The organism is Rossellomorea sp. H136 (genome assembly GCF_056838065.1).
The window spans coordinates 408,167-424,375 of the sequence record NZ_CM166371.1; the positions used below are offsets into that span (position 1 = coordinate 408,167).

General features: G+C 43.8%; 17 protein-coding genes. 13 read left to right on the forward strand and 4 right to left on the reverse strand.

Features of this window, described 5'->3' with window-relative positions:
* The first annotated feature begins 101 nt into the window (after window positions 1-101).
* Together ACYH0O_RS02135 and ACYH0O_RS02140 are read left to right on the forward strand one after the other, a co-directional pair.
* Window positions 102-1,217, forward strand: a complete 1,116-nt coding sequence (locus tag ACYH0O_RS02135) for an NAD(P)/FAD-dependent oxidoreductase (protein ID WP_482630932.1) — start codon at window positions 102-104, stop codon at window positions 1,215-1,217.
* A gap of 103 nt (window positions 1,218-1,320) precedes the next feature.
* Window positions 1,321-2,877, forward strand: coding sequence for an ABC-F family ATP-binding cassette domain-containing protein (locus tag ACYH0O_RS02140; protein WP_482630933.1), 1,557 nt, complete (start codon window positions 1,321-1,323; stop codon window positions 2,875-2,877).
* 54 nt (window positions 2,878-2,931) lie between these two features.
* Here the strand turns inward: ACYH0O_RS02140 and ACYH0O_RS02145 are convergent, their stop codons facing one another.
* Together ACYH0O_RS02145 and ACYH0O_RS02150 are read right to left on the reverse strand one after the other, a co-directional pair.
* The gene (locus tag ACYH0O_RS02145) at window positions 2,932-3,615 is read right to left on the reverse strand and encodes a GntR family transcriptional regulator (RefSeq protein WP_482630934.1); all 684 of its coding nucleotides are present in this window, start codon (window positions 3,613-3,615) and stop codon (window positions 2,932-2,934) included.
* A 114-nt stretch (window positions 3,616-3,729) separates the two neighbouring features.
* Window positions 3,730-4,572, reverse strand: a complete 843-nt coding sequence (locus tag ACYH0O_RS02150) for a YitT family protein (protein WP_482630935.1) — start codon at window positions 4,570-4,572, stop codon at window positions 3,730-3,732.
* Window positions 4,573-4,819: 247 nt separating this feature from the next.
* Between ACYH0O_RS02150 and ACYH0O_RS02155 the strand changes: the two genes are divergently transcribed.
* Together ACYH0O_RS02155 and ACYH0O_RS02160 are read left to right on the forward strand one after the other, a co-directional pair.
* The gene (locus tag ACYH0O_RS02155; protein ID WP_482630936.1) at window positions 4,820-5,278 is read left to right on the forward strand and encodes a MarR family winged helix-turn-helix transcriptional regulator; all 459 of its coding nucleotides are present in this window, start codon (window positions 4,820-4,822) and stop codon (window positions 5,276-5,278) included.
* A gap of 15 nt (window positions 5,279-5,293) precedes the next feature.
* A complete protein-coding gene (locus tag ACYH0O_RS02160; RefSeq protein WP_482630937.1) occupies window positions 5,294-6,892 on the forward strand; it encodes an MDR family MFS transporter in 1,599 nt (532 codons plus the stop codon).
* Between the two features lie 39 nt (window positions 6,893-6,931).
* Here ACYH0O_RS02160 and ACYH0O_RS02165 read toward each other — a convergent pair whose 3' ends face one another.
* Together ACYH0O_RS02165 and ACYH0O_RS02170 are read right to left on the reverse strand one after the other, a co-directional pair.
* Window positions 6,932-7,591: a VOC family protein gene (locus ACYH0O_RS02165; RefSeq protein WP_482630938.1), complete on the reverse strand. Its 660-nt coding sequence runs from the start codon at window positions 7,589-7,591 to the stop codon at window positions 6,932-6,934.
* The gene (locus ACYH0O_RS02170; protein WP_482630939.1) at window positions 7,573-7,791 is read right to left on the reverse strand and encodes a hypothetical protein; all 219 of its coding nucleotides are present in this window, start codon (window positions 7,789-7,791) and stop codon (window positions 7,573-7,575) included. The genes ACYH0O_RS02165 and ACYH0O_RS02170 overlap by 19 nt, the downstream gene beginning before the upstream one ends.
* 657 nt (window positions 7,792-8,448) lie before the next feature.
* Between ACYH0O_RS02170 and ACYH0O_RS02175 the strand changes: the two genes are divergently transcribed.
* The 9 genes from ACYH0O_RS02175 to ACYH0O_RS02215 all read left to right on the forward strand — a co-directional run bounded on the left by ACYH0O_RS02175 (window position 8,449) and on the right by ACYH0O_RS02215 (window position 16,201).
* Entirely contained in the window at window positions 8,449-9,774 is a 1,326-nt protein-coding gene (locus ACYH0O_RS02175; RefSeq protein ID WP_482630940.1) for a phenylacetate--CoA ligase family protein, read from the forward strand.
* Window positions 9,775-9,892: 118 nt separating this feature from the next.
* A complete protein-coding gene (paaA, locus tag ACYH0O_RS02180; protein WP_482632482.1) occupies window positions 9,893-10,816 on the forward strand; it encodes a 1,2-phenylacetyl-CoA epoxidase subunit PaaA in 924 nt (307 codons plus the stop codon).
* 15 nt (window positions 10,817-10,831) lie between these two features.
* Entirely contained in the window at window positions 10,832-11,188 is a 357-nt protein-coding gene (paaB, locus tag ACYH0O_RS02185; protein WP_113968566.1) for a 1,2-phenylacetyl-CoA epoxidase subunit PaaB, read from the forward strand.
* A complete protein-coding gene (gene paaC, locus ACYH0O_RS02190; RefSeq protein WP_482630941.1) occupies window positions 11,161-12,003 on the forward strand; it encodes a 1,2-phenylacetyl-CoA epoxidase subunit PaaC in 843 nt (280 codons plus the stop codon). The genes paaB and paaC overlap by 28 nt, the downstream gene beginning before the upstream one ends.
* 13 nt (window positions 12,004-12,016) lie before the next feature.
* Window positions 12,017-12,496: a 1,2-phenylacetyl-CoA epoxidase subunit PaaD gene (gene paaD / locus ACYH0O_RS02195; RefSeq protein ID WP_482630942.1), complete on the forward strand. Its 480-nt coding sequence runs from the start codon at window positions 12,017-12,019 to the stop codon at window positions 12,494-12,496.
* A gap of 296 nt (window positions 12,497-12,792) precedes the next feature.
* Window positions 12,793-13,101 (forward strand): EthD family reductase, encoded by a 309-nt coding sequence (locus tag ACYH0O_RS02200; protein ID WP_149154481.1) that lies wholly within the window; start codon window positions 12,793-12,795, stop codon window positions 13,099-13,101.
* Window positions 13,094-13,873 (forward strand): enoyl-CoA hydratase/isomerase family protein, encoded by a 780-nt coding sequence (locus ACYH0O_RS02205; protein WP_482630943.1) that lies wholly within the window; start codon window positions 13,094-13,096, stop codon window positions 13,871-13,873. The genes ACYH0O_RS02200 and ACYH0O_RS02205 overlap by 8 nt, the downstream gene beginning before the upstream one ends.
* A gap of 12 nt (window positions 13,874-13,885) precedes the next feature.
* Entirely contained in the window at window positions 13,886-14,659 is a 774-nt protein-coding gene (locus ACYH0O_RS02210; RefSeq protein WP_482630944.1) for an enoyl-CoA hydratase-related protein, read from the forward strand.
* 24 nt (window positions 14,660-14,683) lie between these two features.
* Complete coding sequence (locus ACYH0O_RS02215; protein ID WP_482630945.1) at window positions 14,684-16,201, forward strand: aldehyde dehydrogenase family protein; 1,518 nt, start codon at window positions 14,684-14,686, stop codon at window positions 16,199-16,201.
* Window positions 16,202-16,209: the final 8 nt, after the last annotated feature.

Below are 16,209 nucleotides of genomic sequence, written 5' to 3' on the forward strand. Positions count from 1 at the left end.
CTGGTAAAACAAGCTCACAGTCCTGGAAAACCGCACCTCCATTGAGTTCCCCTTTCTTCTCAAGTAAAATAAAGAAAAAACGAAATGAAAAGGTGTTTTAAATGAAATCATATATTGTTGTCGGGGCTGGAATCCTTGGTGCTTCTACGGCGTATCATCTTGCTAAGGCAGGAGCGCACGTGACAATAGTTGACCGTCGAGACTCTGGACAAGCAACCGATGCCGCAGCGGGGATTGTCTGTCCGTGGCTTTCACAACGTCGGAATAAAGTGTGGTATCGGCTTGCCAAAGGTGGGGCGAAGTATTATCCGGGCATCATTCAACAGCTGGAAGCAGACGGGGAAACAGAAACAGGGTATAAGCGTGTAGGGGCGATCAGCCTTCATACCGATGAAAATAAGCTTCGAAAAATGGTGGAGAGAGCGGAAAAACGCCGGGAGGATGCACCTGAAATCGGTGAACTCACTATTCTTTCGGCTAAGGAAACACGTCAACATTTCCCCCTTCTATCCGAGGAATATCAAGCTGTTCATGTAAGTGGGGCTGCACGAGTTGATGGAAGAGCGATGCGACAGGCACTTATTAATGGAGCCAAAAAGAACGGGGCGATATTCCGGCAAGGGGATGCCAATCTTCTGAAAAAACATAACAGGATCACAGGCATCACAATAGATGAAGAAAAGCTTGAAGCAGATGAAGTGATTGTCACGGCAGGTGTTTGGGCGAAGGAACTTTTTGAACCGTTGGGAATAACCTTTATGGTATCTTCCCAAAAAGCGCAAATTCTTCATTTAGAGGTAAAGGGAGAAGAAACGAGTGAGTGGCCTGTTGTCATGCCGCCGAATGACCAATACCTTCTTGCTTTTCCTGAGGGAAGAGTCGTAGCAGGAGCCACACATGAAAATGATATGGGGTTCGACTGTCGGGTGACAGCAGGTGGTTTGCATGAAGTCCTTCACAAAGCAATGGAAGTGGCACCTGGCATCCATGAATGTACAGTGATTGAAACGAGGGTGGGGTTTCGCCCATTCACTCCGGGTTTTCTCCCCGTGTTCGGAGAGATACCCGGACTTCCCGGGGTGCTAGTAGGGAATGGACTTGGAGCCTCCGGACTGACGGTCGGCCCATATCTTGGTTCTGAGCTTGCGAAGCTTGCACTCGGTGAACCTACTGAACTGGATCCTGCTGACTATGATGTAGCAGGGGCCATCGAGTAAAGGAAGAAAAAAACACCAGCTTATTTCCCTCTATCTTCTAAGCGTTATGACCCTTATAATAAAGGGAGCGAATTTTAGTATATAAAGAAAAGGTGTTTACAATATGAGTTTATTATCAGTTCAAAATTTGACTCACGGTTTCGGAGACCGTGCGATTTTTAATGACGTTTCTTTCCGTTTGTTAAAGGGTGAGCATATCGGCTTGATCGGTGCCAATGGAGAAGGAAAATCTACATTTATGAATATCATTACAGGAAAGCTTGAGCCTGATGAAGGAAAAGTGGAATGGGCGAAGCGGATCCGTATCGGTTACTTAGATCAGCATGCGCAGCTGAAGCAGGGAATGACGATTCGGGATGTGTTGAAAACAGCCTTTCAATACCTTTTTGACATGGAAACTGAAATGAATGAGTTATTTGCAAAAATGGGAGAGGCATCTTCAGAAGAGTTGGAAGGATTGCTGGAAGAAACCGGGACTCTTCAAGACGCCCTTACGAATAATGATTTTTATATTATTGACGCAAAGGTAGAAGAAATTGGGCGAGGTCTGGGATTAGATGATATTGGCTTGGATAAGGATGTTCACGATTTAAGTGGAGGACAAAGAACGAAAGTCTTACTGGCTAAGTTATTACTGGAAAAACCGGAAATTCTATTACTCGATGAGCCGACCAACTATCTCGATGAACAGCATATCAATTGGTTGAGACGCTACCTGCAGGAATATGAAAATGCGTTTATCCTGATCTCACATGATATTCCATTCTTAAATAGTGTCATTAACCTTATTTATCATATGGAAAATCAAGAGCTGAATCGTTATGCGGGAGATTACCATGAATTCAAACGCGTCCATGAAATGAAAAAGCAGCAACTTGAGTCAGCTTTCAAGAGACAGCAGCAAGAAATTTCCGAATTGAAGGATTTCGTTGCCCGTAACAAAGCGAGAGTATCAACTCGAAACATGGCGATGTCCCGTCAGAAGAAGCTAGATAAGATGGATATGATTGAACTGGCTGCCGAAAAGCCGAAGCCTGAGTTTCATTTCAAACAGGCAAGAACCGCAGGCAGGGTCATTTTTGAAACGGAGGATCTTGTGATCGGTTATGAGGAACCATTGTCCAAACCACTCAATCTCAAGATGGAACGCGGTCAGAAGATTGCTCTATCTGGAGCAAACGGTATCGGGAAGACGACTCTACTACGAAGTATATTGGGAGAAATCAAACCCATTTCAGGTTCAGTGGAGCTGGGAGACTATCTTCATATCGGTTATTTTGAACAGGAAATCAAGACAAGAAATAATAACACGTGTATTGAAGAGGTGTGGAATGAGTTCCCATCCTTCAATCAAGCAGAAGTGCGTGCTGCCCTGGCGAAATGCGGCCTGACGACAAAGCATATCGAAAGCAAGGTAGAAGTGCTGAGCGGTGGAGAAAAAGCGAAGGTCCGCCTATGTAAATTGATGAACAAAGAGTCGAACGTCCTTGTATTCGACGAACCTACCAATCACTTAGACGTTGAGGCAAAAGAAGAATTGAAACGGGCCCTTAAAGAATACAGAGGCACCGTTCTTCTAATCAGTCACGAACCTGAATTCTATCAGGATGTAGCGACAGAAGTATGGAACTGTGAAAACTGGACAACGAAATTATTCTAATTGTAAAAGCCGATTCCCTCGCAAAGACAAGTGGGAACCGGCTTTTTGCACGTATTAATCTACTAAAACAGATTCAAGAGAGGAATACCCATTATCCTCCAATCGTAAATCATCAAAACTATGCTTCATATGAAGGTCGATCAGTTCCAACAAAGTTTGCTGATCCTTGTTTTCAATCGCTTTTACCATTTCTTCATGTTCGCGAAAACGGACGTTCTCACCTGGTTCAACATGATAAAACACATCAAATAAAAACAGATAGACGTTAGACTGAGTAAGCATTTCATCCATATATCGTATCAGGAATTTATTCCCGCTGACCTCTGCGAGAAATAAATGAAACTGTTTATTGAGCTCGACGTATTTTAACAGATTCTTTTGTTTGTAGGTTTCCTGCTCATCTTCAAGAAACGCATAAAGCTTTGACATATGCGATTTTTTCACCTTTGGGAGGCCGTATTTGACAGTAAGGAATTCTAGTTCTTTCCTTAATTCAAAGAATGATATAATCTCTTCTTTTGTAGGGTGGACGACAAATGCGCCTCGATTCGGAATGATCTGAACAAGTCCTTCTGCTTCCAGTCGTTTCAACGCATGTCGGATGGGAGTTCTGCTTACATTCATCTTCAGAGAGATGATTTGTTCCACAAGCTGGGTTCCCGGAGCGATCTTTCTGGCAAGTAAGGCATCCTTCAGTTGCCCATAGACTCTAAACTCTGCGGTTTGTCTCTTCTTCACGTTCATCATCCATTCAATCTATTATTTCATAATGTCTATCATATACGAAAAAAAGGCTGATCCAAAATCAGGTGTCCCCAAATTCTTAAAATGACACCTGACCGGATCAGCCTTTTAAGCAAATGATTTAAAATTCTGTCCCCAAATTTCGTTCATGCTGTGTACGGTGATAAATGCTTTATCATCGGTTGATTGAATATATGATTTCAATTTCGAGAATTCTTTACGACCAAGAATGGTTGTGATGACTTCTTTTTGGTCATCTGAAAAAGCCCCTTTTGCTGAATGGAGAGTGGCCCCTTTTTTAAGGTCTCCAACGATAAATTGCTTAATTTGTTCACTGTGTTTGCTGATGATCACCACTTCTTTGTTTTCATTGAAAAATTGAAGGGTCCGGTCAATCATCATTCCTTTTAATAACAATCCAAAGAATGCATATAATCCGATCTGCAGTCCGAAGAACCAGGCAGATGAAATGACAATTAGAATATCCGAAGCGAGGACAGCCCGTCCGAGCTCAAGACCAGTGAACTTGTGAATAATCTTCGCAAGAACTCCAGTTCCACCAGCAGAGGCTTCTTGGTTAAAGATCATGGCGACACCAATGGCCCCAATGAGGGTGCCAATCACAATTTGGATGAGCACGTCATGGCCGATGGGATCGTAGAGGGGAAGAAAAACCTCTAAAGCCCATACCATTCCACTTAATGAGAGGCTTGCGAAAACCGACTTTAGGCCAAAACCCGGGCCAATCAAAAGTAAGCCGAGAATGAATAGAATCATATCAAGTGAAAACATAATAACACCAACAGGTAAGTCCATGAATGGTGATAGAACGATACCAGCCCCGCTCGTTCCGCCTGTACCGACCTTATTTGGTGATAAGAAAAAATGTATATTCAACGCAATCAAGAAAGCGCCAAGAGTTATGTTTAGTAGGGATTGAACTTGTTTCATCGTGGAGCAAGCTCCTTTCAGTAACAGTAGTTGAAAAACAATCAACCCGATTATAAAGAGTGAATACTAGGATGTAAATGGTAAATTCACATGTAAGCATTTACGTATAAAAGTTTTTATTATGAATTTTTTCTGACTTTTTTTTGAACGAATGTTGGGGAGAAAAAATCGTTGACTTTTTTACATAACCTAATTAATATTTAAATAGGTTAAATATTAATGTTATGAATAGAAGTGGAGGAGCAAGATGGACCCGAAGTATATCCAGCATTCTTATATAGATCGATTGTTCAATGCATTTCAAATCTCGAACAGACATATTCAACAAGATCTGACTTCTTCATTAAATGAAATGAATATAACAGGTCCTCAGTTTTATATTCTTTATCTCTTATCTGAATCAGAAGGTACAAAATCGACGGAGCTTGCAGATAGGCTGGACGTAAAGCCCAGTGCGATTACGGTCATGATCGACCGATTACTCAAAAATGACTTTGTCACCCGGGAAAGGGATGAAAAGGACCGACGCACCGTAAAATTGGATCTAACAGCAGCGGGGCGTGAGGTTTTTGAGAAGGCGAAAGCCAAAAGAAGAGAAATTTTTTCCCGTTATCTGGCTTTTCTTGATGAAGAAGACGTCAATCAACTTGTCATGATATATGAAAAGCTCGCTTCAGCCGTGGAAAATCAAACAACAGAAGAATAAGGAGAGAAACATATTATGTCCATACAACCAGGGATCAATAAACGCTTAGTTCTGACCGGCTTAATCATAGGGATGTTCTTTAGTGCCCTCGAACAAACCGTAGTAGGGACAGCGATGCCAACGATCATTGCTGAATTGAACGGTTTTTCCATTTTTGCGTGGGTGACCACGGCTTATCTGATTACTTCTACTACCGTTACTCCGATTGTCGGGAAATTATCGGATTTATATGGCAGGAGATTATTGTATTTAATCGGAGTCATCATTTTTATCATTGGATCGGGACTGTGTGCAACGGCCACTTCCATGGAACAGCTTGTGTTATATCGCGGTCTTCAAGGGATTGGTGGAGGAATGATCATGCCTCTATCCCAAACGATCATTGGAGATATCTTCACGGCTGAGCAGCGCGCCAAGTGGCAGGGGGTGTTTGGAGCGCTATTCGGTTTAAGCTCCGTTATCGGTCCATTTATTGGGGGCTTTATCGTTGATACAATCAGCTGGCACTGGATTTTCTTGATTAACGTACCATTTGGTTTATTATCTGCGCTTCTATTGTTCATCGGTTTGAAGTATGAAAACGTTGGACGCCCGACAGATAAGGTGAGCATAGATTATTTAGGGATCATTACCCTGATTCCGGCGTTAGTGCTTTTATTGATAGGCTTGAATTTCGGAGGAGACAAATTCGAGTGGACGTCAGGAACAAGCTTTCTGATTTTTGGTGGTTCCATCGTGTTACTGCTTCTGTTTGGTTTCATCGAAAACAAAGCAAAAGAACCAATCCTGGATCTAAGCCTGTTTAAGAATAGAGTGTTTGCGACGACGAATGCGTTAGGTTTCCTGCTGGGTCTAGGAATGTTCGGAGCGATTATGTTTGTACCGATGTTCATGCAGGGGATTCTCGGAGTTACACCAACCCAGGCAGGTTCTACCATGACTCCAATGATGATCGCGATGATTTTGGCAAGCATCATCGGAGGCAGATTATTACTGAAACTGAAATACCGCACCGTTCTTACGGCAGGTATGCTCACTACAGTAGTCGGCTTTTTCTTGATGAGTACGATGGGACCGGATTCTAAAGAATATACAGCATACTTTTTTATGGTGGTCATGGGATTTGGAATGGGTCTGGTGATGCCAACACTTATGATTGCTGTTCAAAATGAATTCCCTAAGTCCCGATTGGGGGCTGTCACATCATCGGCCACCTTCTTCCGTTCGATTGGTGGAACGATTGGGATTACAGTATTGAATGCCGTTATGAATCAATCACTTCAAGAGAATATGAAGGATGTGACGGCACAGCAGGATAATCCAGCTGCAAGTCAGATTCTTGCAGGGTTAAGTGAGAAAACAGATGCCCTGTTCGGACTGCTTGTAACACCTGGTTTACTGGATGTTCCAAAAGAGGTAGGCAGCATCGTGATTGCTTCCATTGAAACAGCATGGTCAGATGCCTTCACAACTGTATTCTTAACAGGTTTAATATTCATCGCTATTGGCGTAGGAGTAGCCCTATCAGTCGGCAATGGAAGAATTAAACGAGATAAAGAGTTGCAGGAAGAAGCGATCAAAGAGGAGACAACGCTTAAACCGGCTACTGAATAATAAGAAAAGCTTGCTTTGAATTTCAAAGCAAGCTTTTTATTAGTTGGTTTTTCGTACCTCATACAAATGAAACTTCAATCCAAACGGGTCAGATATCATTTCACTTTTCGCATGATAGACGTGATCTACCTTGCAGCCGCTGTCCAGAAGCTTTCGCTTACTTCTTTCAAAATCATCCACAGCAAATTCGAAATGCACGGTGTTATGATCACTATCTTCAATGAAGAAATTCCGACCATTCATCGAGAACTTTGTTTCATTTGAGCCCCGTTCTTCAACCTTCATTCCAATGATATTCGTGTAAAATTGAATCGCCTCATGATAATGATTCACTCCAACTGCAACATTATTAGTGAGCTGAAAGGATGAACGATGGTTATGCTTCAGCTGAGGGACAAAATCTTCTGATGGTGCCTGCAATAAATCCAGTAAGGAATAAATGACGCAATATTCATCTCCAGGCCCGAAATAAGCGGGGCTGCAATGATAAATCGTTCCTTCTTCACTTTTCTTGAAAGTGGATACCCCTGGCATGGAGGTTTTCACGTTTTTAAATCCGAGATCTTGTGAAAAAGTGTTTTCTTTCGATGATACAAGTGGAAAGGACCACCCTTTTGAAGCCGCAAAGTTTTCTTGAACGGCCGGGTCGTCTGGAGAGGATAGAACAAATTCACAACGGCTTAACAAATGATGATACACCCCATTAAAGCCACCCCCCCCCACATGGAACAATAGCGGCAATCCCTCCCCATGTTATGGATGATAATAAGTTCATCTTTGTCTTTAAAAAGTTCCTCTAGTGTAACGGTTTTTTGATCAGTTGTTAAAAAGAGGTAGTTTTTAACCTTTTGCGGCGTTTGTTCTTTGCGTAGCTGTGCAAGCTGCTTTTTCTTTTCCATGATTTCCAACTCTAAAACCTGGATCTACCTTGTTCCTTCGTATGTGGTCATTTTATAGCCTCCTTGTTATATGTAAGATTTCTCTATTGGTATGGGATGTCCTTCTTTTGGGGGGAACCTTTGGTGTATAAGAAAGGAGAATGGTTGGTAATCACGATTTGGAGCTACAAATCAACACCTTAAGACATGAAGAAAGTGACGTTTACTTAGGAAAAATGTAATATTTTTTAGAAAATAGAACCTATAAAGGGTGATTTGCATTTTTCTGTCCCTCAAGGTAAGCACCTGAGGTTAAATTTTACCCATGCTTTAGTTGGTTTATATCACTTGGGTACAAATAACGGCGAATTTTTGATTTTATCAGCGGAATTCTGATTATAACGGCGAAATCTCACTTTTATCGGCGAAATTCCAAATTTAACGGCGAAACGGATTTTCATACCCCTTTATGCCCACATCCAATAAAGATACCCTTCCACAAGCTCACTTCTCACCTATCCGTCCCCGAATTTGCTTTGATGAAATTTTCTGAAAATATATTGACAATGTTCAGCAGAAACGTTATCTTTTGAGTAGATGAATATAACACATATTTACATAAACGAATTAATAACGTTATATAAATATATTTTTATATTGTGACAGGAGGCCGATACGTTGATATTGCATGAGATTGAAACTGCCAGTCGATCGCAAATGGAACGCCTTCAACTAGAGAGATTACAACATATTGCTGCTTATGTGTATGAACGAGTCCCTTTTTACCGTGAACAATTTGACCTGAGAGGTCTGAAACCACAGGATATAAAGTCTTTGTCAAACCTCGAAATGTTACCGCTTACAAAAAAGGGGGATTTACGCGATCATTACCCTTTTGGCCTGTTCGCTGTCAAGCGTGAAGAAATGGTAAGGGTCCATGCATCTTCCGGAACAAGTGGAAAGCCAACGGTTGTAGGGTATACCCAGAACGATATCAACATGTGGGGAGAAATTGTGGCCCGGGCCATTGCCATGTCAGGTGGAAAACCGGGGGATGTCCTGCATAATGCATACGGATACGGACTGTTTACAGGAGGTTTGGGACTTCATTATGGAAGTGAGAAGCTTGGGATGATCACGGTGCCGGTATCAGGCGGAAACATGTCCAGGCAAATAACCTTGCTGGAAGACTTCCAGCCGACGGTCATATGCGGCACGCCATCCTACGTCCTCAATTTAGCAGAAACAATGGAGGCGCAAGGGAAGGATCCGGCTTCACTATCCTTAGGATATGGAATATTCGGGGCCGAGCCCTGGTCGAATGCAATGAGAGAAACGTTGGAGAGAAAGCTCGATATTAAAGCGTGTGACATTTATGGCTTAAGTGAAGTCATCGGCCCGGGAGTTGCCATGGAATGCCACGAAGCTCAGGATGGCCTTCATATTGCAGGGGATCATTTCCTGGTGGAGGTCATTAACCCTGATACGTTAGAGCCTTTACCAGAGGGGGAAGTCGGTGAGCTTGTATTTACAAGTTTAACGAAGGAAGCCTTTCCAATCATCCGTTATAGAACCGGTGATATTGCTTCGATTAAGCACGGGAGATGCTCGTGTGGAAGAACGACGGTGAAGATGTCACGTGTCAAGGGAAGAGTGGATGACATGCTCATCATCAGGGGAGTGAACGTGTTTCCATCAGAAATGGAACACTTCCTGCTTCAGATAAGTGAGCTTGCACCACATTATCAGGTTCACTTAAAGAAAAAAGGGGCACTCGATTTGGTGGAGTTGCAGGTTGAGGTAACGGATGAATGCTACCAAGGAATGTCTCAAGACATAAAGCATGAAGGATTCAATCAATTGGAAGCAAAAGTGAAAAGCCTCATGAAAGATCGTTGCTATGTTTCCATGGATGTGAAAATCAGGGAACCGAAAGAAATCCCCCGTTCAGATGGGAAAGCCATCCGGATTGTGGATCTTAGAGGAGAAGCCATGTTTCAATAAATTTTTTTGAGAAAAATAGTTATCACACAATATAGCACCCGCGTATTAACTGTGTGATAAAGGAGGAGCTACAGTGAGTGACGTATTATCAAACCAACATCTGACGGAAGAAGAGCGTATGACTCATTTTATGAGAAAGATTGAAAATGATGAAAAGATTGAAGCGGATGATTGGATGCCTGATGAGTATCGGAATGCACTGATCAAGCTGATATCCATGCATGGGATCAGTGAAATCATGGGGGCGCTTCCCGAGAAGGAGTGGGTACCGAAAGCACCTACACTAAGAAGGAAGCTTGGAATCATGGCGAAGGTTCAGGACGAGATGGGCCATGGACAGCTTTTGCTTCGCGTAGCGGAAGATTTAATGAAGCCTTACGGGAAAACACGTGAGCACATTATGAGAGATTTGTTTTCAGGAGATTTAAAGTTTCATAACGTCTTTCACATGGAAGCACCTACCTGGGGAGACGCTGGATTGATCGGCTGGCTTGTGGACGGGGCAGCGATCATCACACAGACGAATATGCTCCATGCTTCATACGGTCCATATGCCCGGGCGTTGAAGCGAATATGTGCAGAAGAAGTGTTCCACGCACAGCATGGTGAAGCCATCATCATGGCTCTGGCAGAAGGAACTCACGATCAAAGAGTATTAGTTCAGGATGCAGTTGACCGCTGGTGGGAATCGCTTCTTATGTTCTTTGGACCGGGTGATGCGAAAACGACAGGTTCCTCTAAACAGGACATCACCATTAAATACAACATCCGGACGAAAACAAATGAACAGCTGAGACAGGACTTTTTCACGAAATATGTTCCAAGGATGCTCTCGTTAGGACTGACTCTTCCAGATGAGACGATGTACTTCGATGAAGAAAAGGACTTATGGATCTATAAGCAGCCCGACTGGAACCGCTTCAAGGAAATCATTCGGAACAAAGGTCCGAAATCAAAGGATCGCCTTCGTTTAAGAGAATTATCCTACGACAATAATGCGTGGGTTCGCGAAGCATTAAGCCCTAGTGACCAAGTAAGCTAGAAAGGAATGAGGAGGATGTCTGACAAGGGGCAGAACTTTTATCAGGAATTTGAAGTGTTTAGTAAGAGGACGGACGGGGCGCAGATGCAGCATCAATTCAGTCTGTTAGCACCCAACCATGAGCTTGCCATGGTGATGGCTCAAGAGAATTTCATGAGAAGAGAGCCGGTCTCGGATATATGGGTTGTGAAGCGGTCGGACGTCCGGATGATGACACCCGAGGAAAGAGAGAGTGTCGGCCGTCTTGATAATAAAGATTACCGGAACGCCAAAGGCTACGGTTATCTGAAGAAGAAGTGGAGACAGTACGAACAGGAAATGCTCGATGAGAAAGAAATCATGTCATGGGGAGAGTTGGTGAAGAAGAAATGAAAGTGAATAGTCCAAATGACATCCCGAACGCAGATTATAAAGAAGCGCTTCTGAGCCTGCTCTATCAACTGGCCGACGATGATTTCATCCTTGCGTATCGTGGTTCTGAATGGCTGGGACTCGCTCCTCATATTGAAGAGGATGTCGCGTTTTCATCCATTAATCAAGACACGATGGGGCATGCCACAATGTTCTATCAGCTCCTTGAAGAGTTAGGGGAAGGGGATCAGGACCATCTGGCACATGGAAGGAAGACGTCAGAACGAAGAAATGCCATCTTACTGGAAGAAGTGAATGGACCCGGGCACTACCTACAAGAACCCCGCTACGACTGGGCCTTTGCTGTTGTAAGACATTATTTCTACAGCGTCGCCAAAAAGGTACGAATTGACTCATTAAAGAACTCCTCCTATGAACCACTTGCCGAAATGGCAATCAAAATCAACACAGAATTATATTATCACCTGCTGCACTGGAAAACCTGGTTCATTCAATTAATGAATGCCGGCGGTGAAGCAAGGGAGCGAATGAATAAAGCGATTGAACGAGTATTGGAAGAATTCCAGGGAGTACTCACCCTTGGGCCAAAGGGAAAAGAGATGTCAATTATGGCGCTGATCGAAGGAGAAGAGAATTTATCGAAACGATGGGAGCTTGCCCTTCAACCGGTTTTCCAATCCACTCAACTATCCTTTCCTCCGAATGTAAGCATGAAAAAGGGGAATGGACGTTTAGGTGAACACACTCCTGAACTGGATACGGCACTTTCCACATTAAGCGAAGTCTATAACACAAATCCCGCAGCAAGCTGGTAAAGGATGAAGGAATATGACTGCAACCGTTTTAGAAGTTCTTCAAACAGTGAAAGATCCTGAAATTGATTCCATCAGCATTGTAGATCTTGGAATGGTCAATCGCATACATCACCACGAAGGTGCTCTGATGATTGAGCTCCTACCAACCTTTGTAGGCTGCCCGGCATTGGAAATTATTAAAGGGAATGTGGAGAAGGCGTGTCGGGATCAGCTTGGAATTCAATCTATACAGGTTCAATTTGTTTATTCTCCTCCCTGGACATCAGACAGATTAACGGAAAATGGACGGGAGAGACTGAAAGAATTCGGTATCGCACCCCCGCCTGAACAATTCAACGGGGAAGAAGATTGGGAGATTCACTGCCCATATTGCGATTCCCCCTATACTTCAATGGAGAACCTGTTCGGTCCAACCGCCTGCAGAAGCATTCTATACTGCAAGCAATGCCGCAACCCGTTCGAAGCCATGAAGCCAATATCGACGATGATGTGAAGTGTTTAGTAAGTCTTTGCTTATAGCACCTTTATCTAAATCTATTAAAAAGCTCTAAAAGATTGTTGTTTTGTAAGGTTTTGTTAAAGTAAACCGAATTATCAGAAAGTTGCTTCTCGCTGCAGGCGCGCGACTCCTGCGGGAATAGCGGGACAGGTGAGACCCCGCAGGCGAAGCCGAGGAGGCTCACCGCCCGCCCCGCGGAAAGTGAGCGCCTGTAGCGGAAATCAACTACTACTGTCTTATTACAAATAGAACCAAAATAAACTATTGAAAATCAAAGGAGAGATTCCACTATGGTAAAACTAATCGCATTGTATAAGCACCCTGAAAACAAAGAGAAATTTGATGAGCATTACTTCAATACCCACGCTCCGATCACGGCAAAAATTCCAGGCCTTAAAAAGATGGATGTAACGAGAATCGTCGGTTCACCTATGGGTGGAGAAGGCAAATACTACTTAATGTGCGAAATGTATTATGACAATCATGAAGCGATGAAAGCAGCCATGAAATCCGATGAAGGCAAAGCCTCCGGGAAGGACCTTATGGGCTTCGCCGCAGAGTTAGTCACTCTTATGATCGGTGAAGAAGTGAATGAATAAAGAGTACGAATATATCGTAGTGAGCGAGAGGGACGGACTTGGTTTTATTGAATTAAATAGACCTAAAGTTCTGAACGCCATCAATCGTCCTATGGTATCGGAGTTAGTCAATGCTTTCGAGGCATTCGACCGGAACGACAGTGTGAAAGCAATTGTTTTATCAGGTAGGGGCAGAGCCTTTGCTGCAGGAGCAGACATTGATGAAATGGCGGAAGACGGGGCCATTGATTTAGAACTCTTGAATCAATTCACTGAATGGGACCGCCTTACCTGGATCAAGAAGCCGATCATCGGAGCGGTCCAGGGGTTTACATTAGGCGGCGGGTTTGAGTTAGCTCTTTGCTGCGACATTCTATTCGCTTCTGAGGATGCAAGCTTCGGATTTCCTGAAGTGAATCTTGGTGTCATGCCCGGAGCGGGTGGAACCCAAAGGCTCACCAAGCTAATAGGGAAATCAAGAGCGATGGAATGGTTGTTGTCCGGAGACATGTTTACAGCCACGCAAGCTCTTGAATGGGGAGTCGTCAACCGAACGATTGCGAAAGAATTATTAATAGAAGAAACCGAGAAGTTTGCGAAGAAATTAACTGCAAAGCCGCCGCTTTCCTTGAGATTGATCAAAGAATCTGTTCATAAAGCCGTTGATTCTTCGATTTATGAAGGGATGCAATATGAGCGGAAGAACTTCTATCTTCTCTTTGCCTCTGAAGATCAGAAAGAAGGCATGAAGGCTTTTGTGGAAAAACGGAAACCGAATTTTAAAGGGAAATAAGGAGGCTGCCGCATGTTTGAAACGATTAAGTACGAAGTGAAGAATAACGTAGCCTGGATTACCTTGAATCGTCCTGATAAGCTGAACGCTTTCATACGTCAACTTAATCTGGAGATCCAAAAGGCTATAAAAGATTCTTCGAGAAATGAAGAAGTGAGAGCCATCGTCATCACGGGGGAAGGCAGGGCGTTTTGCTCGGGACAGGATCTAAGTGAAGTGGATGAATCCATGGATCATGGTGAAGTGCTGCGCCATAACTACGGACCGATGGTAAAAGAAATCGAGCAGTGTGAAAAGCCGGTTATCGCCGCAGTCAATGGAGTGGCGGCAGGAGCGGGATTCAGTCTGGCCCTTGCCTGTGACTTCAGGCTGGTGTCTGAGAAAGCGAGCTTTGTGCAAGCATTTGTGCATGTCGGTTTAGTCCCGGATTCAGGGAATCTTTATTATTTATCAAAGATTGTTGGCTACGCAAAAGCGCTGGAACTGGCGGTGTTTGGAGAGAAGATAAAGGCGATCGATGCAGAAAAGCTAGGTCTTGTCACGAAAATCATATCACTTGAAGAGTGGCAGGAAGAGACGACTGCGTTTGCCGAAAGAATCGCCGTCATGCCAACGAAAGCAATCGGCTTGATGAAGCGTTTATTAAAGGTGAGTGCGGATCTATCCTTCAACGAATACTTAGAAAAAGAAGCCTGTGCCCAACGGATCGCAGGCCAGACAGAAGATCACCGCGAAGGTGTGACAGCATTTATGGAGAAAAGAAGGCCAGCCTTTCACGGAAAATAATTCAATCAAAAAGGAGATGGAGTTATGTCTACAGTAAAAGAGCAAAGCTTTGAAGTCCTTGAAATGAAAAGAGAACATTATTCATTGGTGATCAACGGCCAACGTATGGAAAGCGGTTCAGGTGAAACCTTTACGACGTACAATCCAGCGACAGGTGAGGCGATTGCCACCGTTTCACTGGCATCTGTAAAAGATGCTGAAAACGCGGTTGAAGCAGCGAGAAACGCGTTTGACTACGGTAAGTGGAAGAAGTTCCCGATCAATAAGCGTTCCCGCGTGCTCAATAAAATTGCAGGCATTATGAGATCACGTTTTAATGAACTTGTCTCTCTTGAGATCATGGATAGCGGGAAATCACTATCTGCCGCACAAGGTCAAGTGATGCAAGCGATCGAAGACTTTGAATTCTATGCAGGAGCGATTGTGGGCCATCGTGGAACGGTGAATAATGTACCAGGGCAATTCATGAATGTTGCGGAGAAAGAGCCGGTCGGTGTATGTGCTCAAATCATTCCGTGGAATTATCCATTGATGATGGCGGCGTGGAAAATTGCTCCTGCCATTGCGTCAGGCTGCTCGGTTGTGGTGAAACCAGCAACTCTTACACCATTGACAGCGATTGTCTTGGGTGAAATCTGTATCGAAGCCGGTGTGCCTGAAGGGGTTGTCAACATCATCCCGGGTGCAGGATCTTCTGTCGGTAATTACTTAGTTGAGCATGAAAAGGTTGATAAGGTAGCCTTCACAGGTTCCACTCCTATCGGTAAAAATATCATGGAAAAGGCGTCTCAAACCCTAAAGAGAGTCACTCTTGAATTAGGTGGGAAGTCACCAAACATCGTATTTGAAGATGCAGATGTCGATGCAGCGGTGGATGGTTCCCTGTTCGGAATCTTCTATAATACAGGCCAGTCCTGTGAAGCACGATCCAGACTGTATGTACATGAAGATATCTACGATGAGTTCATGGAGAAATTCGTTGAGAAGACGAAGAAGCTGAAACTGGCCGACCCTCACGATAAAGGTACTCATATCGGGGCGATCATCAATCAGGACCAGCTGGACACGATCGACGGTTATGTTCAATCAGCCAAAGAAGAAGGGGCAACGATCTTATTCGGGGGAAGCCCTGCGAAGGTTGAAGGCTTCGAAAAAGGCTATTGGTATGAGCCAACCATCATTACAGATGTGAATCACGACATGAAGGTTGTAAAAGAAGAAATCTTCGGACCCGTTGTGGTGGTAATGAAATTCAAAGATGAAAAAGAAGCGATTAAAATGGCCAACGATAGCGAATATGGTCTTGGTTCAGCGGTATGGACTCAAAACCATGGCCGTGCGACAAGAGTATCAAAAGCGATCCAAGCCGGAATCGTGATGGTGAACTGCCCGTTCTCCGCATTCCCGGGTACTCCATTCGGAGGCTACAAGCAGTCAGGATTCGGCCGTGAGCTTTGCGTTGAAACGCTCGATCTTTACACAGAAACAAAGAGTATCATTTCTTACTTCGGAAACCGTCCGTTAAATCCATTTGGCGTGTAAGAAGACAT

Coding starts and splice junctions, on each gene's coding strand:
- ACYH0O_RS02155 (WP_482630936.1), top strand. CDS start 4,820: ATGGACCCGAAGTATATCCAGCATTCTTATATAGATCGATTGTTCAAT.
- ACYH0O_RS02200 (WP_149154481.1), top strand. CDS start 12,793: ATGGTAAAACTAATCGCATTGTATAAGCACCCTGAAAACAAAGAGAAA.
- ACYH0O_RS02160 (WP_482630937.1), top strand. CDS start 5,294: ATGTCCATACAACCAGGGATCAATAAACGCTTAGTTCTGACCGGCTTA.
- paaC (WP_482630941.1), top strand. CDS start 11,161: ATGGGGAGAGTTGGTGAAGAAGAAATGAAAGTGAATAGTCCAAATGAC.
- ACYH0O_RS02215 (WP_482630945.1), top strand. CDS start 14,684: ATGTCTACAGTAAAAGAGCAAAGCTTTGAAGTCCTTGAAATGAAAAGA.
- paaA (WP_482632482.1), top strand. CDS start 9,893: ATGACTCATTTTATGAGAAAGATTGAAAATGATGAAAAGATTGAAGCG.
- ACYH0O_RS02205 (WP_482630943.1), top strand. CDS start 13,094: ATGAATAAAGAGTACGAATATATCGTAGTGAGCGAGAGGGACGGACTT.
- ACYH0O_RS02210 (WP_482630944.1), top strand. CDS start 13,886: ATGTTTGAAACGATTAAGTACGAAGTGAAGAATAACGTAGCCTGGATT.
- ACYH0O_RS02170 (WP_482630939.1), bottom strand. CDS start 7,791: ATGGAAAAGAAAAAGCAGCTTGCACAGCTACGCAAAGAACAAACGCCG.
- paaB (WP_113968566.1), top strand. CDS start 10,832: ATGTCTGACAAGGGGCAGAACTTTTATCAGGAATTTGAAGTGTTTAGT.
- paaD (WP_482630942.1), top strand. CDS start 12,017: ATGACTGCAACCGTTTTAGAAGTTCTTCAAACAGTGAAAGATCCTGAA.
- ACYH0O_RS02140 (WP_482630933.1), top strand. CDS start 1,321: ATGAGTTTATTATCAGTTCAAAATTTGACTCACGGTTTCGGAGACCGT.
- ACYH0O_RS02135 (WP_482630932.1), top strand. CDS start 102: ATGAAATCATATATTGTTGTCGGGGCTGGAATCCTTGGTGCTTCTACG.
- ACYH0O_RS02150 (WP_482630935.1), bottom strand. CDS start 4,572: ATGAAACAAGTTCAATCCCTACTAAACATAACTCTTGGCGCTTTCTTG.